The following is a 26,877-nucleotide window of genomic DNA, read 5'->3' as shown; positions in this document are numbered from 1 at the left end:
TTTGTTCAGGAGTATGACAATGGAATTCACAAGACGTAGTGCGATCGTCATGGGTGCAAGCGCCTTTGCCGCGCTGGCGCTTCCAAAGCTGGCCATCGCGGCCGCGGGCGAAGATGCAATTGCTGCCTTTACCGGTGGTGCAGAACTGGCTGACACAGGTGTGACACTTACCGCGCCTGAGATCGCTGAAAACGGCAACACAGTGCCAATCGAAGTTGACGCCCCCGGCGCGACAGAGATTTTGGTTCTGGCCATGGGCAACCCGACACCCGGCGTTGCGACCTTTGGTTTTGGTCCGCTCGCCGGATCGCAGCACGCGTCCACACGTATTCGCCTGGCGGGTACACAAGACGTGGTGGCAATCGCCAAACTGGCTGACGGCTCCTTTGCGAAAGCATCGAGCACGGTAAAAGTGACAATCGGCGGCTGCGGCGGCTAAGGCTTTATAAGGAATTAATGAAATGGCATCTGGTGTAAAACCCCGCGTCAAAGTACCAAAATCCGCTGCAGCAGGTGAATCAATCACCATCAAGACGCTGATCAGCCACAAAATGGAATCCGGCCAGCGCAAAGACGGCGACGGCAATGTAATTCCACGTTCGATCATCAACCGCTTTACCTGCGATTTTAATGGTCAGAATGTTGTGGACTTCACGCTGCAGCCGGCGATCTCGACCAACCCATACCTTGAATTCGACGCTCTCGTGCCTGAGGCCGGGACGTTCACCTTTACTTGGTATGACGATGATGGCGACGTCTATGAAGACACCAAAGACATCGCAATCGGTTAAGCGTCTGCATTCTCGGGAGGAATAATAATGAATAAGTTCACCAAAGGGTTAGGGGCCTGCATGACCGCGATTATCGTGGCATCAGGTGCTATGGCCGAACCAGCAGACGATAATCTGGTCATCAACGAAGACATCGAAATCGTCACCCGCACAGCCGCGCCTGCGCATCTTTCCGATGCAATGGACGAGGTCATGTCGGGTTGGCTGTTTCGCGGCACGGAAACCCGTGACATGGAACGGGATGATTTCGACAACCCCGGCATGATCTTTGTGGAACAGGCCGAAGACACTTGGAACGCTGCTGACGGTTCCGAAGGTAAATCCTGTGCGGATTGCCATGGCGCATCCAGCGACATGGCTGGCGTCCGTCCGGTATATCCAAAATACGTCGAAGCCGCTGGCGAAGTACGTACCTTGGAAATGCAGATCAACGATTGTCGTGAAAACCGCATGGGTGCCGAAAAGTGGAAGTACACTGGCGGTGACATGGTTAACATGACAGCGCTGCTGGCATCGGTTTCCCGTGGCATGCCTGTGGACGTCGCCATCGACGGTCCTGCGCAATCCACATGGGAACAAGGCAAGGAAATCTATTACACCCGTTTTGGTCAGCTCGAGCTGTCCTGTGCGAATTGCCACGAAGACAACTATGGCAACATGATCCGCGCAGACCACCTGAGCCAAGGTCAGATCAACGGTTTCCCAACCTACCGTCTGAAAAACACCAAGCTGAATTCGGCACATGCCCGTTTCAAAGGGTGTGTACGTGATACACGCGCCGAAACATTCAACCCAGGTAGCCCCGAATTCGTGGCACTGGAACTGTATGTCGGTTCGCGCGGCAACGGTCTGTCTGTCGAAGGCCCGTCCGTCCGCAACTAAACAATCAAGGCCCCGTCCCACATTTGTGGGGCGGGGTTTTTCGCCTATTACTTATTCAAACATGCGCATGTGAATGCGTGAAATTAAGGCCAGTCGCATGATTTCTCGTCGTGATTTTCTTCAAGCCAGCATGGCTGCAACCGCCCTTTACGGGGCATCGTCTTTTGGCAATTGGGGCAAGCTGGCCGCGCAGCAGGCGCTGACCCAAGACAAGCTGCTTGAATTTGATACCTTCGGCAATGTCAGCCTGATCCACATCACCGACATTCACGCGCAGCTCAAGCCGATCTATTTCCGTGAACCATCGATCAATATCGGTGTGGGCGGCAACAAGGGTGCCGTGCCTCACGTCACGGGTGCCGATTTCCGCAAGCTTTATGGCATCGATGACGGCAGCCATTCTGCCTATGCGCTGACCTATAATGATTTCTCGGCGCTGGCTCAGGGATATGGCAAGATGGGCGGTCTAGATCGCGTGTCCACTGTCATCAACCAGATCCGCGCCGACCGCCCCGATGCATTGCTGCTGGATGGCGGCGATACATGGCATGGCAGCTATACCTGCTACCAGACCCAAGGTCAGGACATGGTGAACGTCATGAACGCGCTCAAGCCCGACGCGATGACATTCCACTGGGAATTTACGCTCGGCTCTGACCGCGTGAACGAAATCGTCGAAGGGTTGCCCTTTGCCGCCCTTGGCCAGAACATCTTTGACGCCGAATGGGACGAACCGACCGAACTGTTCCCACCCTACAAGTTCTTTGAATCCGGTGGCGTTAAGGTCGCTGTGATCGGTCAGGCATTCCCGTATATGCCGATCGCCAACCCCGGTTGGATGTTCCCTGAATACACCTTTGGTATCCGTGACGAACGGATGCAGGAAATGGTCGACGAAGTCCGGGCCAAAGGGGCCGAGCTGGTTGTCTGCCTCAGCCACAACGGCTTTGACGTTGATAAACAGATGGCGGGCGTTGTGACGGGTATCGATGTGATCCTTTCGGGGCACACCCATGACGCGCTGCCCGAACCTGTGCTGGTCGGCGAAACCATCATCGTTGCATCCGGGTCGAACGGTAAATTTGTGAGCCGCGTTGACCTGGACGTACAGAATGGCCGCATGATGGGCTTTAGGCACAAGCTGATCCCGATTTTCTCGGATGTGATCACGCCGGACAAGGCGATCACCACCCTGATCGACGAACAGCGCGCACCTTATGCGGAGCAGCTTAGCGAAGTTATTGGCACAACGGCTGATGATACGCTGTTGTACCGCCGCGGCAATTTCAACGGCTCGTGGGATGATCTGATCTGCGACGCGCTGCTGTCTGAACGCGAGGCCGATATCGCGCTAAGCCCCGGCGTGCGGTGGGGTCCGTCGATCCTGCCCGGTCAGGACATCACACGCGAAGACATCTGGAACGTCACATCGATGACCTATCCCGAAGCGTACCGTACCGAAATGACGGGTGAATTCCTGCATGTCGTGCTGGAAGACGTGGCCGATAACCTGTTCAACCCCGACCCCTATTACCAACAGGGTGGCGACATGGTGCGCACCGGGGGCCTTGGCTACCGGATTGACGTGACCAAGCCGCAAGGCAGCCGGATCACCGAAATGACCCTTCTGAAAACAGGCGAGCTGATTGACCCGGCCAAGACCTATCAGATTGCCGGCTGGGCCAGCGTGAACGAAGGCACCGAAGGTCCGCCAATCTGGGACGTGGTCGAAAGCCACATCCGCAAATTGGGCACCGTGTCGCTTGCCGAAAATACCAGTGTAACCGTCGACGGCGTCTAACGCCGACATCAATAAAAAGGGAGGCGTTTGTTATGTCAGACACCTTTGAAGCTAAAAAACCAAACCGCCGTGCGTTCTTGCGCGGTGCCGCAACCGCAGGGGTTGGCGCATTTGCCGCCGGCGCTGCGCGCGCTGAAACACCCGATCCGCTGATCACCGAAACGCAAGAATGGGCCCAGTCCTTTGGTGATGGCGTCGATGCCACACCTTACGGTCTGCCGATCCAGTTCGAAGGTGATGTGGTCCGCCGCAATGTGGAATGGCTGACAGCCGATACCGTCAGTTCGATCAACTTTACGCCGATCCACGCGCTGGATGGCACGATCACGCCCCAAGGCTGCGCGTTCGAGCGTCACCATTCCGGTGCGATCGAACTGAAGAAAGAAGATTACCGACTGATGATCAACGGCTTGGTCGACCGTCCGCTGGTCTTTACCTACGCTGATCTTGAGCGGTTCCCACGTGAAAACCACACCTATTTTCTGGAATGTGCTGCCAACACAGGCATGGAATGGGCCGGCGCGCAGTTGAATGGCGCGCAGTTCACCCACGGCATGATCCACAACATGGAATATACCGGCGTGCCGCTGCGCACCCTGCTGGAAGAAGCGGGCTATGACACTGCGGGCAAATGGGTCTATGTCGAAGGTGCCGATGCATCGTCGAACGGGCGCTCGATCCCGATGGAAAAGGCGCTCGACGATGTCTTGGTCGCCTTCAAAGCCAACGGCGAAGCGCTGCGCAAAGAGCATGGTTACCCTGTGCGTCTTGTCGTGCCCGGTTGGGAAGGCAACATGTGGGTCAAGTGGATCCGCCGTATCGAAGTCACCGATGCCCCTGTGGAAAGCCGCGAAGAGACCAGCAAATATACCGACACGCTGGCCAATGGCGTCAGCCGCAAATGGACATGGGAGATGGACGCGAAATCCGTCGTCACCTCGCCCAGCCCGCAATCGCCGATCACCCACGGCAAAGGGCCGCTGGTTATCACCGGCCTTGCATGGTCCGGGCGTGGCGCGATCACCCGCGTTGATGTGTCCAAGGATGGTGGCAAGACATGGGAAACCGCGCGGCTTGCCAAACCCGGCGAGAAAATGGCGCTCACCCGCTTTTATCTCGACACCGATTGGGACGGCGAGGACATGTACCTGCAAAGCCGCGCGATGGATGACACCGGATATGTCCAGCCGACCAAGACGCAACTGCGCGACGTGCGTGGGCTGAATTCGATCTATCACAACAACTGTATTCAAACCTGGTGGGTCCGCCCCAATGGGGAGGCCGAAAATGTCGAAGTTTCTTAAATCAATCTCTGTCGGTGCCGTTGCCACCATGCTGGCGATGCCAGCGGTCGCACAGACATATGGTTTGGGCCGTGCAGCACTGCCCGAGGAAATCGCGGCCTGGAATCTGGACGTCCATCCCGACGGCACGGGCCTGCCCGAAGGTCAGGGGGACGCGATCATCGGTGAAGAAATCTTTGCCGCCAAATGCGCCGCTTGCCACGGTGACTTTGCCGAAGGCATTGATAACTGGCCGAAACTTGCGGGCGGTATGGATACGCTTGACCACAAGGACCCTTTGAAAACGGTTGGGTCCTACTGGCCTTATCTATCGACCAGCTTTGACTACATCCGCCGTTCGATGCCTTACGGCAATGCGGGCACGCTGACGGCAGATGAAACCTATGCGATTGTGGCTTACATCCTGTATTCCAACGACCTGATCGAAGACGATTTCGTTCTGTCCAAGGACACGTTCCTTGATGTCGAAATGCCCAATGCCGACGGGTTCATTCTGGACGACCGCGTGGAAACCGAGGTTGCGATCTGGTCGGGCGAGCCGTGCATGACCGACTGCAAAGACACCGTCGAAGTCACCATGCGCGCATTGGTATTGGACGTGACCCCGGAAGAGGAAACAACCGAAGCCGCAGTCGAAGCACCTGCCGCCACAGCCGAGCCTGCCGTAGTTGAAGCACAAGAAGAAACCGCGCCAGAGCCTGAGGTCGCTGCCGTTGATCCGGCCTTGATCGAGGATGGTGAAAAGGTATTCCGCAAGTGTAAGGCATGCCATCAGGTTGGCGATGATGCCAAAAACCGTTCCGGCCCGATCCTGAACGGTGTGATTGGTGCGGCTGCTGGCCATATCGATGGCTTCAAATATTCCAAGGCCCTGAAAACACAGGCCGAAGAAGGTTTGGTCTGGACCGATGAAACCCTTGCCGAATTCTTGGCTGGCCCCAAAAAATACATCAAAGGCACAAAAATGGGGTTTGCCGGTCTTAAGAAAGACTCGGATATCGAGGCTGTGATCGCCTATCTCTCGACCTTTTCGGGGGAATAATTGACCGATTGATGGTCGCGCGGGGACAGCCCGCGCGACCATTCATACCAACGGCACGAAATCTGGGTGTTGGTATTCGACCGCTATCATGGCTATGATTACGTAGGGTATCAGGCGGGGCTGTACCGGTTCCGCCGTGCCCAACCCTGAAAGGATACGTAAGATGAAACTAACTTTTGGTGCCCTTTTACTTTGCCTTGTTGCCGCGCCTGTAGCGGCTCAAGATCAGGCGATCACTTTCCCCTATGATGGCAGTTTTGACGATGCGACATTCGCCGTCGAAAACGCAATCATCGGTCAGGGGCTGGTCATTGATCACGTCAGCCACGTTGGCGACATGCTGAACCGCACGGGTGCTGATGTGGGCAGCGATGTCGAAATTTATAAAGGCGCAGATGTGTTCTTGTTCTGCTCGGCCGTGTTGTCACGCAAAGTGATGGAGGTCGATCCGATGAACATCGCCCATTGCCCCTATAGCATTTTTGTGACCGAGATTGATGGTGAGGTTGCTGTTGGCTACCCCACCTATCCCGAAGGTCCGATGCAAGAGGTTCAGGCGTTTCTGAACGAGCTTACACAAAGCGCAATCGACGGGTTCTAAACCCTATTCAAACTCCATCTGTTCGAACACACGGCCTGCGTTTTTGGTGGCCAGTTCTTCGAATGTGTCCAGATGGGTATAGGGCGTTTGGTCGACGTAATATGCGTCGGCCAATGATCCGCCTGCATCCAGATGATCCCTGATTTTGCCCCGCAGATATTCCAGATACCCTTTGGTGTAACGTCGCACCTGCGCCATATTCGTGGGGTGGCCATGTCCGGGAATGACATAGGTCGCACCTAGTGCCTCGAACGGGCCATCCCAGGTTTCCAGCCATTCGTCGGTCAATGTGTCGGGAAAGATTGGCAGCATCCGTTCGTGAAATGCCATGTCGCCGGCAATTACGAGGCTTTGTTCGGGCAGCCAGATCACGATATCACCGGGGCTGTGCGAAGGGCCAAGATGCAGCGCCTCGATATGAAAATCGCCCATATCGACGATATATTCATCGTCAAAGGTTTCCGTGGGCGGGGTGAGCTCGGTGCCGTCAGCACGTTCCTTCAACCGCGCTTGCGCCGCGCGCAGCGATCCGGGGCCTTCTTCTTCAAACGCCTCTGCACCCTCGATCTGGGCGACAATCTTGACGCCCTGTTCGGCCCAATAGGTATTGCCCAACATCGCGTGACCTTGGCCGTTTTCATTGAAAACCAGTTTGACAGGTTGGTCGGTGACGGTCTTGATCTCGTCGTGCAGGGCCTTGGCCAGTTGGTACGAGCCACCGCTGTTAATCACGATGACGCCGTCACCGGTCACGATAAAGCTGAGATTGTTGTTATGCCCTGCGTTTTCATAGGTGGGCGGCGCGGTCGCCCCGATGGCGGAAAACACATGCGGGATGAATTCCACCGGTTTGGAATACAGCACCGAAGCCGGATATTGATCAGCGATATCTTCGCTGGCAAAGGCGGGCAGCGCGAGAAGGGCAAGGGCAGCCGTCAGCGCGCGCATGTTCATAGCTCTGTCCTGAATGTGAAACCATCGGTGGTTTTTTCGATCCGCCCTAGCCCGCCATGGCCAAGGTGGAACCCGACGATGGGCATGTTTGCTGTGGCCAGATCATTGATCAAACCAACCCGTGTTTTTGCCCCTAATACCATATCTTGGTCCGATCCGGATTCCCATGCGGGGCGCGCCAAGGCCACGTGATCATTGCCGATGCTGTCGCCCACAATCATCGCGGCCGTGTTTCCGGCACGTACTTCGAACGCCATATGGCCGGGGGTGTGCCCCGGGGTCATGCGCGCACCGACGCCGGGCAAGACCTCGTCGCCATCGTGAAAGAACTGCATCCGTTCAGCCACAACACCCAATCGCCGCGCGGCCCCTATCGCAAAGGTCTGACGCCCGCTGTCGATGGTGTTCACGGTATTCGGGTCGGTCCAATAATCCCATTCGGTCTGCCCGATATAATGGGTCGCGTTGGTAAACAGGGCATCGCCGAAATCGTCCAGCACCCCCCATAGGTGGTCGGGGTGGCCGTGGGTGAAAACCAAATCGGTGATGTCTTCCGGCGCGACACCCAAAGCATCCAGCGCATCCATCATCTTGCCGGCGGTGGGCATGAATTCCGATCCCGATCCCGCATCAAACAGCACCACACGCCCGTCGCCACGCAGCAGGCTTAGGTTACAAGGCGGTGTAAGTTGGTCATATTCTTGGCCAAGTCGGTTCAGGACCGGCATCAATTCGTCCTGTGGCATGGGGCCAAAGATGAAATCGCCCGGCAGTGTCAGGTAGCCATCGCTTACCACATCCAGCGTCATATTCCCGATGGGCATTTGTGCATGCAGCAAACCGGGCATCCCCATCAAAGCGCTGGCTGCGACACCTTGCAACATGAAGTCACGTCTCGTCGTTGCCATAATCCACTTCCCTCTTTAAAAATTCCATAGTATGAATATGTATGAACGACAGCGTTAGTGCAAGCATTGTTCACGGCGCTTTTGAATGTCTGAAAAGGAGCATTTAGCGATGACCGACTATCCTGTTGATATGAGCGTAACGCCTGAAGTTTCGGGCCATTTTGACCCTGCAACCAACACGATCAGCTATATCGTGCGTGACCCCAATTCGACGTCCTGCGCGATTGTCGACTCGGTCATGGACATTGATTATGCAGCGGGCCGCATCACCTATGACCACGCCGACAATCTGATCGCCGAGATTGAGAATAAAGGCTTGAAGCTTGAGTGGATCATCGAGACCCATGTTCACGCTGATCACCTGTCCGCCGCGCCCTACATCCAGCAAAAGCTGGGCGGCAAAATCGGCGTCGGCGAAAAAATCATGGTGGTTCAGGATACTTTTGGCAAAGTGTTCAACGAGGGCACCGAATTCCAGCGGGACGGTTCGCAGTTTGATGCCTTGTTCAAGGATGGCGACACCTACAAAATCGGCGGCATGACCTGCTTTGCCATGTACACACCGGGTCATACGCCCGCGTGTATGGTGCATGTGATGGGCAACGCGGCCTTTACCGGTGACACGCTGTTCATGCCCGATGGCGGATCGGCGCGCGCGGATTTCCCCGGTGGGGACGCTGGCGAATTATACGACAGTATCCAAAAAGTGCTGAGCCTGCCGGACGATATGCGCCTGTTCATGTGCCATGACTATGGCCCCAACGGCCGCGATATTCAGTGGGAAACCACAGTAGGCGAGGAAAAAGCCCATAACATCCATGTGGGCGGCGGCAAAACCCGCGAGGAATTCATCGCCTTCCGCACCGAACGTGACGCGCAACTGGATATGCCCAAGCTGATTATCCCGTCGCTTCAGGTCAACATGCGCGCTGGCCACATCCCCAAAGACAAAGACGGTAATACAATGCTCAAAGTGCCAGTTAACGGCCTATAGGAAAGAGTTGAAATCGTGGAAACCAAAAAACTCACGGAGCGTGTATCGGTAAGCCCTCAGATTTTGGCTGATGATATGGCCGAACTCAAAGCACAGGGTTTCCGCGCCATTATCTGCAACCGTCCTGATGGCGAGGGCACCGATCAACCCACCTTTACCGAGATCGAGACGGCTGCGAAAAAGCACGGGCTCGAGGCGGTGTATATCCCCGTGGTGTCTGGCAAGGTCGTGGATACCGAGGCTGATGCCTTTGGCGCGGCGATGGAAACATTGCCCGCCCCGGTTCTGGCCTATTGCCGCTCGGGCATGCGGTCGGCCACGCTGTGGTCGCTTTCGCAGGCGGGCAAGACCGATCTGGCCGATATTCTGTCCAAGACCAAAGCCGCCGGATACGATATGTCAGGCGTGGTGCGGCGCATTGCCAATGGTGGCAAAACCCCTACAGACACGGGCGACGTGACCTATGAGGTCGTGATCGTGGGGGCCGGTGCGGGTGGTATCGCTACGGCAGCCAGCCTAAAGGCGCGCAAACCCGACCTTGAAATCGCCATCATCGATCCTGCCGATGTGCATTACTATCAACCCGGCTGGACAATGGTGGGCGGTGGCGTTTTCGACGCCTCCGAAACAGCCAAGACGATGGCATCACTGATCCCGCAAGATGTGCATTGGATCAAGGCTGCCGTCGCCGCGTTTGAGCCAAAGAACAACGCGATCATCCTCGATGGATGTCGTGTGGTGAAATATAAGCGGCTGGTCGTCTGTCCGGGTCTCAAGCTGGATTGGGGCAAGATCGAAGGGTTGAACGAAACGTTGGGCCAAAACGGCGTTACCTCGAACTACCGCTATGATCTGGCCCCCTATACGTGGGAACTGGTTAGCACGATGACGTCGGGCCGCGCGATTTTTACGCAGCCGCCGATGCCGATCAAATGCGCCGGTGCCCCGCAAAAGGCGATGTATCTGTCAGGCGACGCCTGGCATCGCCGTGGCGTGTTAAAAGACATCGATATCCAGTTCAACAACGCGGGCGGCGTGTTGTTCGGCGTCAAGGATTACGTGCCTGCGTTGATGGACTATGTTCAGAAGTATAACGCGCATCTGAATTTCTTTCACAACCTCGTCGCGGTTGATGGCCCTGCCAAAAAGGCGTGGTTCGATGTGGCCAAGCCTGACACCCCGATAGAGCGTATCGAGATGGATTTCGATATGATGCATGTGTGCCCGCCGCAATCGGCACCCGATTTCATTCGCGTTTCGCCATTGGCGGATGCGGCCGGTTGGGTCGATGTTGATCAGGCGACATTACGCCACAAAAGCTTTGATAACGTCTGGGCATTGGGGGATGTGATGAACGCGCCGAATGCCAAAACAATGGCGGCTGCGCGCAAACAGGCACCGGTTGTTGCCAACAACATGGTCGCTGATATGAACGGCAAATCAGCCACCAGCCAATATGACGGCTATGGTTCCTGCCCCCTGACGGTAGAACGCGGCAAGATCGTGCTGGCCGAATTCGGGTATGGCGGCGTGCTTTTGCCCAGCTTCCCTAGGGCGCTGATCGACGGCACCAAACCCAGCCGCGCGGCATGGTTTCTAAAGGAACATTTGCTGCCACCGATCTATTGGCAGGGGATGCTAAAAGGCCGCGAATGGCTGGCCAAACCCGAGGCCCTGTCTGCCAAGGTTGATTAATATCAAGCGCGACAGGCCCCGATCAGGGGACAAGTTTAACAGGCGGGGTGTCTAGCCCCGCCTGCCACATCATAACGAAAGCCAGCGTGATAATGCCCCAGAACCTGACCAAATATCTGCCAATCCTTGATTGGGGCCGCAGCTACAACAAAACGGCGCTGTCCAACGATTTGATGGCGGCTGTGATCGTGACGATCATGCTGATCCCGCAATCCTTGGCCTATGCGTTGTTGGCGGGCTTGCCCCCCGAGGCGGGGCTTTATGCGTCGATTGTCCCCATCATTCTCTATGCCATTTTCGGAACCAGCCGCGCCTTGGCCGTGGGGCCGGTTGCGGTCGTGTCGCTGATGACGGCGGCGGCCTTGGGCAATATCGCCGATCAAGGCACGATGGGCTACGCCGTTGCCGCCCTGACGCTGGCGTTCCTATCGGGGGCGATTTTGCTGGCGATGGGGGTGTTCAAGCTGGGGTTTTTGGCCAACTTCCTGTCCCATCCGGTGATCGCAGGCTTTATCACCGCGTCAGGTGTCATTATTGCCGCCAGCCAGATCAAACATATTTTGGGCATCAGCGCGTCGGGTGAAAACCTGATCGAGTTGCTCCATTCTATCCTGATCCATCTGGGTGAGACGAATTGGATCACGTTGATCATCGGTGTGTCGGCGACGGGGTTCCTGTTCTGGGTCCGCAAGGGGCTCAAGCCGTTTTTGAAATCAAAAGGGGTCAGCGCAGGGGCGGCAGATGTCGCGACCAAAGCCGGACCTGTGGCGGCTGTCGTGCTGACGACCGTCATTGTCTGGCTGTTCGGTCTGTCCGATCACGGTGTGCGCATCGTGGGTGCCGTACCGCAAAGCCTGCCTCCGCTAACGCTGCCTGATTTTTCATTCGATCTGATGGGGGCGCTGTTGCTACCTGCGATCCTGATTTCGGTCATCGGGTTTGTTGAATCAATCTCGGTTGCACAGACCTTGGCCGCGAAAAAGCGACAGCGCATTGACCCCGACCAAGAGCTGATCGGTTTGGGTACCGCCAACTTGGGCGCGGCGTTTACGGGTGGTTTTCCGGTAACGGGTGGGTTTTCCCGATCTGTCGTGAATTTTGACGCAGGCGCAGAAACCCCCGCTGCGGGGGCATTCACCGCTGTTGGTCTGGCCATTGCCGCGCTTGCGCTAACGCCGCTGGTGTTTTTCCTGCCGCAGGCAACGCTTGCTGCAACCATCATCGTGGCGGTGCTGACGCTGGTTGATTTCAGCATCCTCAAGAAATCATGGGGCTATTCCAAAGCGGATTTCGCGGCGGTTCTTGCCACGATGTTGGTCACCTTGGGCAGTGGTGTTGAATTGGGTGTGACCTGCGGTGTGGTGCTGTCGATCTTTCTGCACCTCTACAAAACCACCAGACCGCATATCGCCGAGGTCGGGTTGGTGCCCGGAACCGAGCATTTCCGCAACATCAACCGCCACAGCGTCGAAACCGACCCCGAGATCTTGACGTTGCGCATCGATGAAAGCCTGTATTTCGCCAATGCGCGTTTTCTTGAGGATTACATCTATGACAGGCTTGCCGGTGATAAGGCGATCAAGCATGTCGTGCTGATGTGTTCTGCTATCAACGAGATCGATTTCAGCGCCCTGGAATCGCTTGAGGCAATCAATGCCCGCCTCAAGGATATGGGGATCAAGCTGCACATGTCCGAGGTCAAAGGCCCTGTGATGGACCGGCTACAAAAACATCATTTCATCGCAGACCTGACGGGCAATGTGTATCTGTCCCAGCATGCGGCGTTTGACGCGCTAAAAAAATCTGCACCGTAAGTTACATCCATTTGCAAGTTTATTTCTGATCGTTACAACGGTCTCGAGGGCCGGTTGCGAAACAGTGTTCCGCAGCCGGCGGAGGAGCCAAGTCAGGAATAACCGATGATAACGATCAACCCGCCCACACCAACTAGCATGCCAACCAACACCATTGTCGAAGCCGTGCGCGCCAACGCGCTTGCGCATCCTGCCAAGCTGGCGCTGGTCTGCGAGGGGCAGCAGGTGACATGGGGTGCGTTCAACACGCGGATCAATAAAATCGCCAATCTTGTCCTGTCGATGGGGGTGAAGAAGGGCGATAATATCGCGATCATTTCGCCCAACTCGATCCCTTATGCTGAACTGTTCATGGGTATTTTGCGGGCAGGGGCCTGCGTGACACCGCTATCGACAATGGCATCGCCGGCTGCACTGCAAAAAATGCTGATCGATTGCGGCGCGCGGGCGATTTTTGTCGCACAGCAGTATCTTGATCTGGTGGATGGTTTCGTAACCGATCTGGATATCGCCCGCTTTGCGATTGATTTCGACCATGCTGCATTTGATGCTTACGAGGCAGCCGTCGAGGCGGCGGATGATACCGACCCCAACATCGCGCTGGACATGTCGGATGCGTTCAACTTGATTTATTCGTCGGGGACCACCGGCACCCCCAAAGGGATATTGCACAATCACGGGATGCGGGTTGCGCAGATGGACCGTGTGACGCCCAACGGCTATGATGACGACGCGCGCACGCTGTTGTCGACGCCGCTTTATTCAAACACCACAATCGTGTCGTTCCTGCCCACGCTTTATGGCGGATCGACGGTCTATCTGATGCCGAAATTCGACGCGCGCGGATACCTTGAGATCGTGCAGCGCGAAATGATCACCCACACAATGCTGGTGCCGGTGCAGTATAAACGCATCATGGATATCCCCGGTTTTGACAGCTTTGATCTGTCTTCCATGAAGGTCAAATTTTCAACCTCGGCACCGTTGCGCGCCGCACTCAAGGCCGATGTGCTTGCCCGTTTCCCCGGAAAACTGCTGGAATATTACGGCTTGACCGAAGGCGGCGGTGTCACTGTTCTGAACTCGGCCGAACACCCTGACAAGCTGCATACGGTCGGGCAACCGGCCCCCGGCAATGACATCCGCCTGATCGACGAGGCAGGTAACGAGGTCCCCAAAGGTCAGGTCGGAGAGATTTGCGGCCGCGGCCCCACCATGATGGCGGGCTATTTCGGGCGCGATGATCTGACCGCCGATTACATCTGGCGCGATGCCGAGGGTAATGTGTTTTTCCGCTCCGGTGACATGGGCCGCTTTGACGATGATGGGTTTCTGATCCTGTCAGACCGGAAGAAAGACATGATCATTTCGGGTGGTTTGAACATCTATGCGGATGACCTTGAACTGGTGCTGCTGGCTGACCACGACGTGACCGATGCCGCCGTGATCGGGGTGCCGTCTGATGCGTGGGGCGAGACGCCATACGGCTTGGTCGTTCTGCGCGACGGGGCATCCCGCACCGCAGATCAGATCTGCGCCGATGCCAACGCAAAGCTGGGCAAAAGCCAGCGCTTGTCAGCGGTCGAGGCACGCGAAGTCTTGCCGCGTAGCTCCATCGGGAAAATCCTGAAAAAAGAACTCCGCATCCCGTTTTGGGAAAATGCGAACACCTGAGCCAAAGGAATTTAACGTGAGTACTCCAGACGATACGCCAATGAACGGTGCTGAAAGCCTTGTGAAAACCCTGCTCGATAGTGGGCTGGATACGTGTTTTACCAACCCCGGCACCTCCGAGATGCACTTTGTTGCGGCCCTTGACCATGTGCCCGGCATGCGGTCGATCCTTGTGCTGCAAGAGGATGTCGCCACAGGTGCTGCCGACGGGTATTTCCGCATGGCTGGCAAACCGGCCTGCACGTTGCTGCATCTTGGGCCGGGTCTCGCCAACGGGTTATCGAACCTGCACAACGCCAAAAAGGCCGGTTCAGGCGTGGTGAACATTGTCGGCGAACACGCGGTCAGCCATATTGAACTCGACGCGCCGCTAACGTCAGACATCGAAGGCATCGCAAGACCGGTATCGCATTGGGTGCACACATCGCTATCGGCCACTGACGTAGGCGCAGATGCGGCAAAGGCCGTGCATGCGGCCAATGTGGCACCGGGGCAGGTGGCCACGCTGATGCTGCCCAGTGACACGGCGTGGAATGACGGCGGCCAAGTGGCCGAAGCAATCCCAGCGAACCCACGGCCCAGCTATGACCACGACGCACTGGAAAACGCCATCGCGGCGTTGGCCGGCCCTGACAGCCTGCTGCTTTTGGGCGGTGCCGCGCTTGACGAAGCAACACTGGAGACAGCTGGGCGCATTGCCGCGAAAACCGGCTGCAAACTGCTGTGCGAATGGGCGAACTCCAAGCTTGAGCGCGGGGCAGGGCGGGTCATTATAAACCGCGTCCCCTATCCTATTGATCAGGCGCTCGAGGCGCTTGCCCCGTTCAAACGCATCGTTCTTGTCGGTGCCCGCGCACCTATCGGGTTCTTCGCCTATCCCGGCAAACCTGCGATCCTGACCGCACCGGGCACTGACATCATCGAGCTGTGCCAGACATCCCAAGACATCACGGGCGCGCTGGATGCACTGTGCAAGGGCGCAGATGCGCAAGATACCGCACCCGCGAAGATCGCCCAATCCGTTGTACCGGATAAACCAACGGGCCCGCTGGACCCTGACGGCATCGCATCGGTTCTGGGCCGCGTGACACCTGAAAACGCTATCGTCGTAGACGAGGCGATTACCACGGGCCGCGCCTTTTTTCCTGTCACGGCAGGTGCGCCGAAACACACCTGGCTGAACAACTGCGGCGGTTCCATCGGCTATGGCTTGCCTGTCGCAATCGGCGCAGCGGTGGCCTGCCCAGATCGCAAGGTCTTGGCCTTGGTCGGAGACGGCAGCGCGATGTATACCATTCAGGCATTGTGGACGATGGCGCGCGAACAGCTGGACGTGACGATCGTCATTTTCGCCAACCGCGTTTACAAAATCCTGCGCGGAGAGTTGACGAATGTGGGTGTCACCAATGCAGGCCCCAAAGCGATGGATATGCTGTCTTTGGATCAACCGACGCTGAAATTTGTCGAGATGGCGCAGTCGATGGGGGTCGAGGCGACGCAGGTCACCGATTGCGAGGCACTGGAGCTGGCGATTGAAACCGGGCTGGCAACCAAAGGCCCGTATTTGATCGAAGCCGTCCTTTAATCGATCATAACTGAGCAAGAAAAAGCCCCCCGCCTCGATGTGAAGCGGGGGGCTTTTTTGTCTGCCGCGCGGGGTTAGCGGTCTGCGCTGCCCTCTGCATCATCCGCATCATCACTGTCGGGCACGTCGTCCCGTTTGATCTGCTTGGTCTCGCTCTTTTGGGCGGGTGACGTTTCGGTTTTCTTGGGGCCTTCGATCTTGAACGGCTGCGTGGTGCCGTCCTTGTTTTCGCCCAGCCAGATGGTTTGTTGCGGGAACGGAATTTCAATGCCGCGCTCGTCGAACACCATCTTGAGATAGCCGTTGAACATCCGGCCAATGCCCCATTGTTTGCCGGGTTTGGTCTTCATCCGCGTCCGCAGAACAACGGCGCTGTCGCCCAAGGATTGCACTCCGAACCATTCCAGTTCGCTGATGATTTCATCTGCAATCTCGGGCTCGTTTTTCATCATCCGATCAAAGGCCTCGAACATGGCTTGCTTGGCCTCTTCGATATTCTCGCGGTACGCGATGCCCATGTCGGTCACAGTATAGGCAAACCCGCGCATGTAATTGCTGACCATATCCACCGTCGAAAACGGGATCATGTGGAACGCGCCTTGGACGTCGCGCAGGGATACCGACCGCACAGACAGCTTTTCGACCGTCCCAGTGGTGCCGCCCACTGTAATCACGTCACCGACGTTGATGACGTTTTCAAACTGGATGAAAATGCCGGTGATAATGTCTTGGACCATCTTTTGCGCACCAAAACCGATCGCCAGACCCAACACCCCGGCCGACGCCAGCAGCGGGCCGATATCCAGGCCAATTTCGCTTAGCACGAACATCAACGTCAGCACCGCCAATGCAATCGTTGCGGCATTGCGCATCAGGCCCCACAATGTCGTCTCGCGGGACGTCGGCACCGCCCCGTATTCAGGGTTCAGTTTATAGTCGACAAAGGATGTCAGGGCCAACCAGATGCCAAAAGCAACGGTCAGGATTACCCCGACCGAGACCAGCGCCGTTGTAACCGCCAGGCCGAACTTGCTTTCCAGCCAGCCTTTCATGTCGATCATTCCGATCACGTCCAGCGCGAACATCAGCACGCAGATCAAAAGGATCAACCGCAATGCGCTGAACGCCCGTGGAACAAAGGCGTTGATCCGACGTTCCAGCAGAGGCAGCTTTTCATTGATATCTTGTGGCAGTGAAATGCCACGGTGAACCGCACGGGTCAGCACACCAGACAACAGCGCGGCAACGATGATCGCGGCCAGAACTTTGCCCGATCCTTCGATGGCGTTCCAGGTGACGTCGCCAGATTGGGTCATCACAACGATGAACATCGCGGCGATATATCCCAACACCACCCAGTGCCAGACCCCGGCCAGCGCGCGTAAAACCCGCATGGCCACGCTGTCTTTGCGTTCTTGTACGGGGGCTGGATCAGCCGCGCTGCCGGACAGTTCTGGCGCAGTGTCATCTTGCAACCAGCGGGCCACGTCCTTGCGACGGCGCAGCACGACATAGACCAAATATAGCAGCACAATCACCGACAGCAGCGCAGATACGCCAGATGCAGCGGCGGCATTTATGTTTTGGTTGATGATCGGTACGATCAGCAGTTGGCCATAGCCCAGCACGCTCACCACAATGTTGAGGTAGCGGTTCAAAGCCCGCGCTGCGAAATCGCTGACCGGGACAATGCGCAAGCCGGATGTAGCAGGCGAAAGGAACGCGCGGATCACGACTTTGGTCATTTCGACCAGCAAGAATGCGTTCAGGTACAGGGATTGCCTGATGCCGATCTCTCCGGCTTCTCCGACGGCAAAGAGGGTGATCAAATACCCCGCAGCCCATGCCACAATGACGATCAACGCATCAAGAAGGTTTGACCGGACGAACAGTGCTATCGACCGGAAAATACCGACATTTTCGGCCTTTTCGCCCATCCGTGCATAACGGTTGCGGGCAAAATAGCGCAGTACCAAGAAGATGGTGAAGGTGATCACGATCACCGCCAACAGGCCCGGAAGTGCGTCCAGCAGTACAGACAGCTCGGTTCCGCTTAGGCCCGACAGGACACCCTCGCCGCCTGTGACGCCGCCGGTGAGGGATGCCCAAAACGTGGTCACCGTGGCGGCAGAGGTTTCGACGAAATGTTGGGTCGTTGCTGCGATCTGGCCGACAATAGACATGTCTTCCTTGCCAGTGGTGGCCGGGCTGGTTTCATCGCCAGTCGCTTGCGCGTCTTCGTTTTGCGGCGCGACTGTTCGCTCCAGATCGGCGATCAGTTCGGCGCGGGCGTCATCGTCTTTCAGAACCTCAAGCAGCGTCGCCAACGGGGTTTGATCACCCTCGGCTGCGGCATCTGAACTTGTGTCACTTGCGGTGGATCCCCCGGCACCGGGGAACAGCGATTGCGCCTGTGTCGAGACGGGCAAAAGTGTGAACAGACTGAACATAACAGCCGCCGCAATAAGCAGGAATATTTTGCCGGGCGTGGCAGCTGTATTGGAAAGGTTCTTCATAGTTACTCTCTTTTCAGACCGATTGATCACACATGGTGTGCCGCGCCCGCCGAATGGGCTGGTGCCTTATGGGGGCAGCGGGCTGTAAAGAAAAGTAGGTTGTTCTGAACAAAAGTCGACCATTTGCGTGGTCTAAAGGGCTGCCGATATCCTTTGCGATGCTAGGGGCCGCGCAACTGGGGCAACTCTGGCCGTGGACGGCACCGCAGGGTGCAGGTGCCCGGTTGCCCGGACACCTGAGTGAGATTTATGCCTTGATCGCGGCCAGAATGTCGTCCGGGCGGATCGGCAACTGGCGCATACGTGCACCAACCGCATTGTAGATCGCATTGGCAATCGCGGGGGCAATTACCGTCGTGCCGGGTTCACCTAGGCCAACAGGCACTTCGGTGCTGTCAACGAATGCGATTTCCATGTCTGGCGTGTCGATCATGCGCAGCGGCGTATAGGTGCCAAGGTTGCGGTCGACGACATTGCCGTCTTCAAACAATGTCCCTTCGTACAGCGCCATCGACAGGCCCCACAGCGCTGCACCCTCGCATTGGGCGCGTGCGCTATCAGGGTCGACGACCGTTCCGCAATCAAACGCCAGCCACATCTTCTGCACGTCAATCTCGCCGGTTGCGCGGTCGATGTGCAGCTTTACGGCACCTGCGGTCCATGTTGGCATGCTGCGCGACTGGCCAAACGTGGTCGCAATCCCGATCGCGGTATCCGCAGGCAGATCGGTTGACCCATAGCCGGACATTTCGGCGACCTTTTGCAAGACAGCCGCCTGACGTGATGCGCCGCCCACAGCGTTAGGGGCAGACCCTGCGTTATACCCTTGGGCCTTGAGGTGCTGAAGACGGAACGCCAACGGGTCGGCTTTGATCTGGTGGGCCGCCTCGTCCATAAAGCTTTCTACGGCAAAGTTGGTCCAGCCCGGCCCGACAGACCGCAGCCAACCGGGGCGGAAGGTCTGGTTGGCCAGATCGTTCGAGATTGCCCGCACCTTGTGCGCGCCCACCGAATACCAATGATCCGCACCATCAATGGCAAAGGGATCATAGGGTTCACCGTTCACGCCCTTGGGCATAAATGACGGTACCATGACACCAGTGGGCCAGCCCGCCGCGGCGTGATGTTCCATGCCGACGACCTGTTGATCACCGTCAAAGGCCATGCGCAGTTTCTGAACGCTGGGCGAACGGGGGCTGTCGAACTGGGCGTCATCCTCGCGGAAGAACACCAGTTTCACCGGTTTGCCGCCAAGCGCCTTAGACGCAAGCGCCGCTGGCACTGTATAATCCCCGTTCAGACGTCGGCCAAAACCGCCGCCCAACATATAGGTGCGCATCACGATTTTGTCGGCAGGCGCATCCAATGCAGCCGACAGCGTGGGCAGAATAAGCGATTGCCATTGGTTGCCCGTATGGATTTCCCAAATGCCGTCTTGGTTCTGAAAGGCCGTCGCGTTCACCGGCTCAAGCTGGAAATGCAGCACGGTCTGCGTCGTATATTCAGCCTCGATCACATTTGCCGCGCCGTCAAAGGCGGCACTGGTATCAGGCGTTTCGGTGTGCAGAATGGCCCCGGTGGATGCATCGTCGATCAATTCGCGGGACCGCGCGTTGATATCGGCCTCGGATACGTTAGCGGTTTCGCCAGCGGCCCATTCAACCGTGATCGCCTGCGACGCCCATTTGGCCGCCATCAGCGTTTCACCCAACACAACGACCCAGCCCGGCACGGTGCCCGATGGATCATCCAGCGTCAGCGTTTGCAGGTAGCCTTTGACATCCTTGGCCGCACTGTCATCAACGGATGTAACCGACGATCCCAGACGGGTGGGCGGCAACAGCGGGACACCGTAAACCATCCCGTCAACCTTGGCGTCCAGACCATAGATTGCCTGACCGTTGGTCTTGGTCCCGATGTCCAGCGCGGTTACATCCTTGCCGACCAGACGCAGTTCGGAATGCGGCTTGAGCGGCAACGCCTTTAGCTCGTCCTCGGTAAAGCTGCGGGTCAAACCAGCGCTGACCAGCTCTGCATAGGTGATGGTGTTTGTGCCATCGGTGACAGACCCGTCGCGCGCTTGGCACGCACTTGCATCGACGCCCCATTTTTCAGCGGCAGCTTCGATCAGTGCGACGCGTCCCGCGGCCCCGGCTTGGCGGTAAACCGGCCAGCTTTGCCAGATTGACCAACTGCCGCCCGTGACCATGGTGCCCCATTTTTCAGCCGTATCCACATGGGTGATGTTGACGTCTTCCCATGCGACCTCAAGCTCGTCCGCGAGGATACGCGCGATGGCGGTGCCGACGTGCTGACCCATCTCGGCGCGGGTGATGTTGACGTTTACCTTGCCTTCGCTGTCGATCCAGTACCACAAGGTCGGCTCGAACGTGTCGCCTGTGGGCGTGACCGGCACACCGTCAGAGGCGGCAGGGTCCATCGCGGCAAGCGACGCGCGGGGGAACCCGAATGCAACGCCCGCGGCAGTCATCGACACAAGGAAACCACGACGGCTAAGATGGGCCGGTTTGGCGGAATTAGTGAGGCGTGAAAGCAATTTATTACCCATTATCTTGCGCTCCTGTCATTGCGGTCGCGGCTTCGCGGACGGCTTGGCGAATGCGCGGATAGGTCATGCAGCGGCAAAGGTTGCCGGTCATGACGGCATCGATGTCGTCGTCGGTGGGGTCAGGGATGTCTTGCAGCAACGCGGCGGCTTGCATGATTTGACCTGACTGGCAGTAACCACATTGGGGCACACGCAAATTGCGCCATGCCTCTTGAACCGGGTGGTTGGATTGTTCGTCCAAGCCTTCGATCGTGGTCACGCTGGTGCCGGCGACATCGGACAGCGTCGTGATACAGGACCGCGTGGCGCGGCCGCCAACGTGAACGGTGCACGCCCCGCACATGCCAATGCCACAGCCGAATTTTGTACCGGTCAAGCCGACTTCGTCGCGGATGGCCCACAGCAGTGGCGTATCAGGATCTGCGTCGACGCTGACATCGCGTCCGTTGATCTGAAATTTTATCATCTTGTCTTCCTTTAGATTAGTGTGCGGTGGGACCGTTCACACGGATATCGGCAACCGTATCCGCCAGATTTGGCCAGGCCGGTTTGCCTGCACGGTTGCTGCGCAAATAGGCGGCAATCGCGGTAATTTCATCGTCGTTCAACGCGCCACGAAACCCCGGCATGACCACGCCCGGAATACCCTCGGGGCCGTTGACGCCGTCCAGCATGACATGGATCAGGTTGTTGGGTTGTTCCAGGTTGGTGGCAGAGTTGATGCCCAAGTCGGGACGCCCCTGGCGGATTTGTTCGGCGTTGTAGTGGCACGATGCGCAGGCCGTCGCATACAGCCGTTCGCCCAAGTCGCGGCGATACTGCGGGTCGGGCTGGTTGCGTTGCAAGCTGGCCAAGACGACCTTGCTTTGGGCCGGGTCATCATCTGTCGCACCGACCTTGTCGGCCAGATACACGGCCAATGCGTCCATATCGCTTTGCGGCAATTCGCGCACACCTTCGTGGACCACGGGGCCCATCGGGCCAGCCGCGACGCCGTGATAGGTCGTTGTGCCGTCAATGAGATATGTTTTGAATTCAGCCGCTGTCCAAGGCACGGCAGACGCGTTGGCCGCCGTCAGGGCAGGTGCGCTCCAGCGGTCGATCTCGGCACCGGCGTATTGCTGTGATGCTTTTTCCGCGCCAAGCAGGTTGCGCGGTGTGTGACAGGCCCCACAGTGGGTCAGGCCCTCGGCCAGATAGGCACCACGGTTCCACGCAGCCGAATGGGTCGGGTCAGGCTCGTATTGACCAAAATCGGCGAACAGCAGCTTCCATCCGGCTTGCAAGAACCGTTGGTCCAGCGGGAATGGCAGCTCGTTCTCTTTCTGAACCGTTTTGACCGGCTCGACCTCGGTCATGATGTAGGCATAGATCGCATCCACATCTTCGTCGGTCATTTTGGTAAAGTGATCATAGGGGAAGGCGGGGAACAAATGACGGCCTTCGCGGTCGACGCCTTCGTGCATGGCGCGGCGGAATGCAGCGGGGGAATATGACCCGATGCCGCTGTCCATGTCGGGCGTCAGGTTGGTGGAATAGATCGTACCAAACCCGGTATCCATCGCGTAGTTGCCCGCATATGCCGGGCCATCGGCAGCTGTATGGCAGGTGGCGCAATATCCGGCGGCGGCCAGAATGCGGCCCTTTTCGATAACATCAGGATCAAATGCATCGCGCTGATCGGCGCTGATCGGATCGATTGGTGATTTATACGCGTAGACGCCAAAACCCAATGCGCCGATGACCCCCAAGGCCACAGCTCCGAGGAAGATTTTTTTCAGCATTGGGATATCCTTGATCAGTATGCACGCAGGCGTGTGGAAGGGTGCCGTAAATTGACACCTCATGATCCAACGAAGGGACGGCGCGAACAGTTCCAAAGATTGCCAATAAATTATCCAAAGCAGTATGGCGTGGGGTGAGGTGCCACATGAACCTCCTGCTGACGGATTAGTGCAGAGCACAGAATACATATGCCAAACGGGATCGCTTGGGGTCAGACGCGGGACCGCATGATTGATGAGCGGTAAAAATGCAAAAAAGCAGACCTTGGTATAAGGTCCGCTTTAATCCGTTGATGACGGATAATCGCCTGCAGTTTCAGGCGGTCATTTTAAACTTTGTCGGCGGTCAGATAGGCATAGACCTGATCCTTGAGCAGCATCCGTTCCTTGCGCAATTCGGTCAGGTGCTCGTCCGATGTCGGCTTTACGTTGGTTTCGGCGGCATGCACCGCGCGATTGGCGACATGGTACGCATCGTGCAGCTTCTCAAAATGCGCGTCAGAGACACAAAGCTCGTGCATGCGGCTGACATGTTCGGGGAATTCGGCTGCCAGTTTATGTGGGGTATTCGACATTATCTGTCCTTCATATGGGTATTGGGGCGCGCCCGGCTGTTTCAGGGGCGCGCAGGGAACACGGGCTTAATGTGCAAGTGGTAAGTGACGGCGGCCACGCATAATGCATTGCCGGTCTTTCGACCGCGATGGGGTTTGCATTGTCTTTGGGAGATAGTTGCCACGCGTCCACTTACCTTATCTTGCTTTAGAAAAGGTGCCATAGCTCGGGGCAGGCCGCGTTGACCTAGATCAATTATGCCCGACCCCGCGCAAAAAGGTGGCGAAACCGGATGGGGGGCTTTGTTACCCGGGGGCGTGCGGGGCATTGCGCATCATACGAATGCCCCGCGCTTTATCAGGCTTGCGCCTCGGCGACGCGTTCCTTGCGCAGATAGGTGTGGTACAAGACGGGCACACCGATCAGGGTCAGCACAGAGGCAAAGCCAAGACCGCCCATGATCGTCACAGCCATCGCGGCAAAGAACCCGTCATATAGCAGCGGGATCATGCCCAGGATCGTCGTGCCAGCGGCCAAGATCACAGGCCGCAGTCGCGACACGCTGGCCGTTATGATCGCCTCTTTCTGAGGCAGCCCTTCGGCCTTTTGCACGTCGATTTCCTCGACCAGAACAATCGCGTTCTTGATCAGCATCCCCGACAGCGCGAGCAGCCCCAGCAAGGCGGTAAAGCTGAACGCCAACCCCGTGAACAGCAGGCCGAGCGACACGCCGATGATCGACATCGGAACAATCGTCCAGATTACAGCCGTCTGACGCAGCTTGCCAAACAGCAGAATCGTGATCAGCAGCATTGTTCCGAAGCTGAGCGGCATTTGTTTGCCCAGCGATTGCTGCGCATCGCCGGCGCTCTCGAATTCGCCGCCCCATTCCATCACATAGCCGGGCGGCAGCTCAATGGCCTCGATTTGTGCACGGACCTCGGGGAATACGCTTGGCGCGGTCAGCCCGTCGATAACATTGGCGTTTACGGTGATCGTCTGGACCCTATTGCGCCGCTCGACGACGGGGTTCTGGGTCAAGACCTCGAAGCCGTCGATCAGCTGCATCAGCGGAAGATAATCCTGAATGGCACTTGAATAAACGATCTGGTCCAACAGCTGACCATCACGGGCGGTTTCACTGCGCGGGGTGCGCACAATGATGTCGATCAGACGGTCGCGTTCGCGGTAGGTGCCCGCAGGAATACCGTTGGTCGCCAAGGCAATGGCGTTGGCAACATCGCTGCGTGAAATGCCCGCCGCCTGCGCGCGATCTTCTGCGTAAAGCGGCCGGGTCACGATCTCTTGTTCGCGCCAATCGATATATTCGCTGTGCAGATTCGGGGTTGCAGTGATCAGGATTTCTTTGGCCTGATTGGCCAGATCACGCAAGACATCCGCATCGGGCCCGGAAAACCGCGCTGCGATATCGGAACTGACAGGCGGGCCAAAGATGATCCGTTTTGACTGCAATTCCGCCCAAGGCAGGGTGTTGATTACGAATTGATCCAGATCGGCACGCAAGGCGGGGATGTCTTCCTTGGCTTTGGCACGGATCACCAATTGCGCAAACGAACTGTCGGAATCCGGTGCGGCATAGGTCAGCATAAAGCGGCTAAGCCCTTTGCCAATCGTGGCCGTCACGGCCTCGACATCGTCGCGCTCGGCCAGCCAGTCCTCGACGATTTTAACATCACGGGATGTCGTCTCGATCGAGGTGCCCTGCACGCCTTTGTATTCAAGATAGAACAGGGGCGTGGTGGCAGGCGGGAAAAACTGCTGTTTAACGCTGCCAAATGCGATGACGCTGGCGACGGTGGTGCCAATCAATGCGGCAATCACCAGCCAGCGAATTTTCAACGCCGACCGAACAACCCAGCCGTAGGTGCGGAAAACCGGCCCGTCATAGCCGCTGTCATCTGCGGCCAATCCGCCGATCTTGAACATATAATGTCCCAGCAACGGCGTGATCGTCACAGCGACCAACCACGACAGCATCAGCGAAATGGTGATCACGGCAAACAGCGAGAACATGAATTCACCCGACGCATCCGGCGAAAGCCCGATCCCGGCAAAGGCCATGACACCGATCACAGTTGCACCCAGCAGCGGTATTTGCGTCTTGTTTGCAGCACTGTCGGCGGCGTCTTTTGACGACATGCCCTTGCGCATGTCTTGTTGCATTCCTTCGGCGATCACGATGGCATTATCCACCAGCATCCCCATCGCAATGATCAAGGCACCCAGACTGATCCGTTCGACTTTGACCTCGAACAGATACATGAAAAAGAACGTCGCCAGAACGGTCAGTAACAAGGAAACCCCGACAACAACTGCCGCGCGTGGCCCCATGAAAATGGCCAGAACGGCAATCACCACACCGACAGAAAGCGCAAGCGAGACGAGGAAGGCACCGTTGGATTCCTCAACGACGCGATGTTGTTCGTAAATCGGCTCGATCGTAACGCCGATGGGCAAAAGCGTTTGCAGTGTTTCCAGTTCGGCCTCGACCCGGTGGCCGACCGCCACGATGTTTTCGGACGACAGGCCCGACACGCCCATGGTAAATATTTCCTGACCATTGTGGCGCAATATATGTTCGGGTTCGTCGACACGACCACGGCTGACGTCGGCGATATCAAGCAGGTTCATTACCTCGCCCTGAAACCCAAATGTAAGGCCGCTGATCTCGCTTACACTGTCTTGGGCCGACGGGGCCGAGACGCGCAGATTGCTCGTGCCGTTTGTGACAAAACCGGTTGCGTTGACTTCGGTGGATGCGCTGATTGCCCCGATGATCAAGGTAGGATCAACGCCAAGCGATGACAGGATCTGCGAGGACGGTTCAACGAATATCGCCTCTTCGGGCAGGCCCTGTATCTGGACGTTCGCAACGCCTTCGACGGTCAACAGATTGCGGCGCAGATAGGTCGAGATTTCCCAGATTTCGGCGTCTGTGAAGCCGGGGGCTGATACGCCGTATAGAATGCCGTAAACGTCGCCAAAGTCATCATTCACAATAGATGTCAGGGCCCCGTCAGGCAGGTCAGCCCGCGCATCCGATACGCGGTCACGCAGATCGTCCCAGACCTGAATGAGCTCATCCCCGCCGTATGTATCTTGGACTTCTACCTCGATCACCGACAGACCTTGGGTGTTGCGGGATGTGACCTGTTTAATCTCATCCATTTGCTGGATTTCTGCTTCCAGCACCTCGGATACTTCGGTCGATACTTCAGCCGCGTTCGCGCCGGGGTAGGGTGTAATCACCAGCGCGCTTTTCAGGGTGAAACTAGGGTCTTCCAGCTTGCCAACAGAGAGATAGCCAAACGCGCCACCAAACAGTGAAAACAGAATGAATATCCAAGTGTAGATTGGATACTGGATCGAAAAACGTGCAATTTTCAT

General features: G+C 57.2%; 20 protein-coding genes. 12 read left to right on the top strand and 8 right to left on the bottom strand.

Features of this window, described 5'->3' with window-relative positions:
* The first annotated feature begins 19 nt into the window (after window positions 1-19).
* From soxY to KZZ06_RS16550, 7 genes are all read left to right on the top strand, one after another.
* Window positions 20-439, top strand: a complete 420-nt coding sequence (soxY, locus tag KZZ06_RS16580; protein WP_219581227.1) for a thiosulfate oxidation carrier protein SoxY — start codon at window positions 20-22, stop codon at window positions 437-439.
* Window positions 440-461: 22 nt separating this feature from the next.
* A complete protein-coding gene (soxZ, locus tag KZZ06_RS16575; RefSeq protein ID WP_219581226.1) occupies window positions 462-791 on the top strand; it encodes a thiosulfate oxidation carrier complex protein SoxZ in 330 nt (109 codons plus the stop codon).
* A gap of 27 nt (window positions 792-818) precedes the next feature.
* Window positions 819-1,673: a sulfur oxidation c-type cytochrome SoxA gene (soxA, locus tag KZZ06_RS16570; RefSeq protein ID WP_219581225.1), complete on the top strand. Its 855-nt coding sequence runs from the start codon at window positions 819-821 to the stop codon at window positions 1,671-1,673.
* 97 nt (window positions 1,674-1,770) lie between these two features.
* Entirely contained in the window at window positions 1,771-3,474 is a 1,704-nt protein-coding gene (gene soxB, locus KZZ06_RS16565; protein WP_219581224.1) for a thiosulfohydrolase SoxB, read from the top strand.
* A 32-nt stretch (window positions 3,475-3,506) separates the two neighbouring features.
* Window positions 3,507-4,778 (top strand): sulfite dehydrogenase, encoded by a 1,272-nt coding sequence (gene soxC / locus KZZ06_RS16560; protein WP_219581223.1) that lies wholly within the window; start codon window positions 3,507-3,509, stop codon window positions 4,776-4,778.
* Window positions 4,762-5,820 (top strand): c-type cytochrome, encoded by a 1,059-nt coding sequence (locus tag KZZ06_RS16555; protein ID WP_219581222.1) that lies wholly within the window; start codon window positions 4,762-4,764, stop codon window positions 5,818-5,820. Before soxC ends, KZZ06_RS16555 begins: the two co-directional genes overlap by 17 nt.
* 163 nt (window positions 5,821-5,983) lie before the next feature.
* The gene (locus KZZ06_RS16550; protein WP_219581221.1) at window positions 5,984-6,421 is read left to right on the top strand and encodes a DUF302 domain-containing protein; all 438 of its coding nucleotides are present in this window, start codon (window positions 5,984-5,986) and stop codon (window positions 6,419-6,421) included.
* Between the two features lie 3 nt (window positions 6,422-6,424).
* Here KZZ06_RS16550 and KZZ06_RS16545 read toward each other — a convergent pair whose 3' ends face one another.
* Both KZZ06_RS16545 and KZZ06_RS16540 read right to left on the bottom strand, forming a co-directional pair.
* Window positions 6,425-7,369 (bottom strand): MBL fold metallo-hydrolase, encoded by a 945-nt coding sequence (locus KZZ06_RS16545; RefSeq protein ID WP_219581287.1) that lies wholly within the window; start codon window positions 7,367-7,369, stop codon window positions 6,425-6,427.
* A gap of 2 nt (window positions 7,370-7,371) precedes the next feature.
* The gene (locus tag KZZ06_RS16540; protein WP_219581220.1) at window positions 7,372-8,283 is read right to left on the bottom strand and encodes an MBL fold metallo-hydrolase; all 912 of its coding nucleotides are present in this window, start codon (window positions 8,281-8,283) and stop codon (window positions 7,372-7,374) included.
* A 109-nt stretch (window positions 8,284-8,392) separates the two neighbouring features.
* Here KZZ06_RS16540 and KZZ06_RS16535 point away from each other — a divergent pair, with 109 nt between their 5' ends.
* The 5 genes from KZZ06_RS16535 (at window position 8,393) to KZZ06_RS16515 (ending at window position 16,045) form a co-directional block, all read left to right on the top strand.
* Complete coding sequence (locus KZZ06_RS16535; RefSeq protein WP_219581219.1) at window positions 8,393-9,277, top strand: MBL fold metallo-hydrolase; 885 nt, start codon at window positions 8,393-8,395, stop codon at window positions 9,275-9,277.
* Window positions 9,278-9,292: 15 nt separating this feature from the next.
* Complete coding sequence (locus KZZ06_RS16530) at window positions 9,293-10,972, top strand: bifunctional protein tyrosine phosphatase family protein/NAD(P)/FAD-dependent oxidoreductase (RefSeq protein ID WP_219581218.1); 1,680 nt, start codon at window positions 9,293-9,295, stop codon at window positions 10,970-10,972.
* A gap of 92 nt (window positions 10,973-11,064) precedes the next feature.
* The gene (locus tag KZZ06_RS16525) at window positions 11,065-12,786 is read left to right on the top strand and encodes a SulP family inorganic anion transporter (RefSeq protein WP_219581217.1); all 1,722 of its coding nucleotides are present in this window, start codon (window positions 11,065-11,067) and stop codon (window positions 12,784-12,786) included.
* 105 nt (window positions 12,787-12,891) lie between these two features.
* The gene (locus KZZ06_RS16520; RefSeq protein WP_219581216.1) at window positions 12,892-14,460 is read left to right on the top strand and encodes a class I adenylate-forming enzyme family protein; all 1,569 of its coding nucleotides are present in this window, start codon (window positions 12,892-12,894) and stop codon (window positions 14,458-14,460) included.
* A 16-nt stretch (window positions 14,461-14,476) separates the two neighbouring features.
* Entirely contained in the window at window positions 14,477-16,045 is a 1,569-nt protein-coding gene (locus KZZ06_RS16515; protein WP_308340034.1) for an acetolactate synthase large subunit, read from the top strand.
* A 74-nt stretch (window positions 16,046-16,119) separates the two neighbouring features.
* Here KZZ06_RS16515 and KZZ06_RS16510 read toward each other — a convergent pair whose 3' ends face one another.
* From KZZ06_RS16510 to KZZ06_RS16485, 6 genes are all read right to left on the bottom strand, one after another.
* Complete coding sequence (locus tag KZZ06_RS16510) at window positions 16,120-18,561, bottom strand: mechanosensitive ion channel domain-containing protein (protein WP_219581215.1); 2,442 nt, start codon at window positions 18,559-18,561, stop codon at window positions 16,120-16,122.
* A 247-nt stretch (window positions 18,562-18,808) separates the two neighbouring features.
* Window positions 18,809-21,130 (bottom strand): xanthine dehydrogenase family protein molybdopterin-binding subunit, encoded by a 2,322-nt coding sequence (locus KZZ06_RS16505; protein WP_219581214.1) that lies wholly within the window; start codon window positions 21,128-21,130, stop codon window positions 18,809-18,811.
* The gene (locus KZZ06_RS16500) at window positions 21,123-21,596 is read right to left on the bottom strand and encodes a (2Fe-2S)-binding protein (RefSeq protein WP_219581213.1); all 474 of its coding nucleotides are present in this window, start codon (window positions 21,594-21,596) and stop codon (window positions 21,123-21,125) included. The genes KZZ06_RS16505 and KZZ06_RS16500 overlap by 8 nt, the downstream gene beginning before the upstream one ends.
* A 16-nt stretch (window positions 21,597-21,612) precedes the next feature.
* The gene (locus tag KZZ06_RS16495; protein ID WP_219581212.1) at window positions 21,613-22,914 is read right to left on the bottom strand and encodes a cytochrome c; all 1,302 of its coding nucleotides are present in this window, start codon (window positions 22,912-22,914) and stop codon (window positions 21,613-21,615) included.
* 329 nt (window positions 22,915-23,243) lie between these two features.
* Entirely contained in the window at window positions 23,244-23,489 is a 246-nt protein-coding gene (locus tag KZZ06_RS16490) for a YdcH family protein (protein ID WP_219581211.1), read from the bottom strand.
* 337 nt (window positions 23,490-23,826) lie between these two features.
* The gene (locus KZZ06_RS16485) at window positions 23,827-26,877 is read right to left on the bottom strand and encodes an efflux RND transporter permease subunit (protein ID WP_219581210.1); all 3,051 of its coding nucleotides are present in this window, start codon (window positions 26,875-26,877) and stop codon (window positions 23,827-23,829) included.

The organism is Sulfitobacter sp. CW3 (genome assembly GCF_019392245.1).
GTDB lineage: Bacteria > Pseudomonadota > Alphaproteobacteria > Rhodobacterales > Rhodobacteraceae > Sulfitobacter.
Note: the sequence above shows the minus strand (reverse complement) of the source record. Positions and strands in the feature narration are given on the sequence as shown.

What these genes read in the sequence shown, in the direction of transcription:
- KZZ06_RS16510 (WP_219581215.1), bottom strand. Translation starts at nt 18,561, where the DNA reads ATGAAGAACCTTTCCAATACAGCTGCCACGCCCGGCAAAATATTCCTG.
- soxC (WP_219581223.1), top strand. Translation starts at nt 3,507, where the DNA reads ATGTCAGACACCTTTGAAGCTAAAAAACCAAACCGCCGTGCGTTCTTG.
- soxY (WP_219581227.1), top strand. Translation starts at nt 20, where the DNA reads ATGGAATTCACAAGACGTAGTGCGATCGTCATGGGTGCAAGCGCCTTT.
- KZZ06_RS16535 (WP_219581219.1), top strand. Translation starts at nt 8,393, where the DNA reads ATGACCGACTATCCTGTTGATATGAGCGTAACGCCTGAAGTTTCGGGC.
- KZZ06_RS16545 (WP_219581287.1), bottom strand. Translation starts at nt 7,369, where the DNA reads ATGCGCGCGCTGACGGCTGCCCTTGCCCTTCTCGCGCTGCCCGCCTTT.
- KZZ06_RS16555 (WP_219581222.1), top strand. Translation starts at nt 4,762, where the DNA reads ATGTCGAAGTTTCTTAAATCAATCTCTGTCGGTGCCGTTGCCACCATG.
- KZZ06_RS16520 (WP_219581216.1), top strand. Translation starts at nt 12,892, where the DNA reads ATGATAACGATCAACCCGCCCACACCAACTAGCATGCCAACCAACACC.
- KZZ06_RS16485 (WP_219581210.1), bottom strand. Translation starts at nt 26,877, where the DNA reads ATGAAAATTGCACGTTTTTCGATCCAGTATCCAATCTACACTTGGATA.
- KZZ06_RS16505 (WP_219581214.1), bottom strand. Translation starts at nt 21,130, where the DNA reads ATGGGTAATAAATTGCTTTCACGCCTCACTAATTCCGCCAAACCGGCC.
- KZZ06_RS16495 (WP_219581212.1), bottom strand. Translation starts at nt 22,914, where the DNA reads ATGCTGAAAAAAATCTTCCTCGGAGCTGTGGCCTTGGGGGTCATCGGC.
- KZZ06_RS16500 (WP_219581213.1), bottom strand. Translation starts at nt 21,596, where the DNA reads ATGATAAAATTTCAGATCAACGGACGCGATGTCAGCGTCGACGCAGAT.
- soxB (WP_219581224.1), top strand. Translation starts at nt 1,771, where the DNA reads ATGATTTCTCGTCGTGATTTTCTTCAAGCCAGCATGGCTGCAACCGCC.
- KZZ06_RS16525 (WP_219581217.1), top strand. Translation starts at nt 11,065, where the DNA reads ATGCCCCAGAACCTGACCAAATATCTGCCAATCCTTGATTGGGGCCGC.
- KZZ06_RS16490 (WP_219581211.1), bottom strand. Translation starts at nt 23,489, where the DNA reads ATGTCGAATACCCCACATAAACTGGCAGCCGAATTCCCCGAACATGTC.
- KZZ06_RS16550 (WP_219581221.1), top strand. Translation starts at nt 5,984, where the DNA reads ATGAAACTAACTTTTGGTGCCCTTTTACTTTGCCTTGTTGCCGCGCCT.
- soxA (WP_219581225.1), top strand. Translation starts at nt 819, where the DNA reads ATGAATAAGTTCACCAAAGGGTTAGGGGCCTGCATGACCGCGATTATC.
- KZZ06_RS16540 (WP_219581220.1), bottom strand. Translation starts at nt 8,283, where the DNA reads ATGGCAACGACGAGACGTGACTTCATGTTGCAAGGTGTCGCAGCCAGC.
- soxZ (WP_219581226.1), top strand. Translation starts at nt 462, where the DNA reads ATGGCATCTGGTGTAAAACCCCGCGTCAAAGTACCAAAATCCGCTGCA.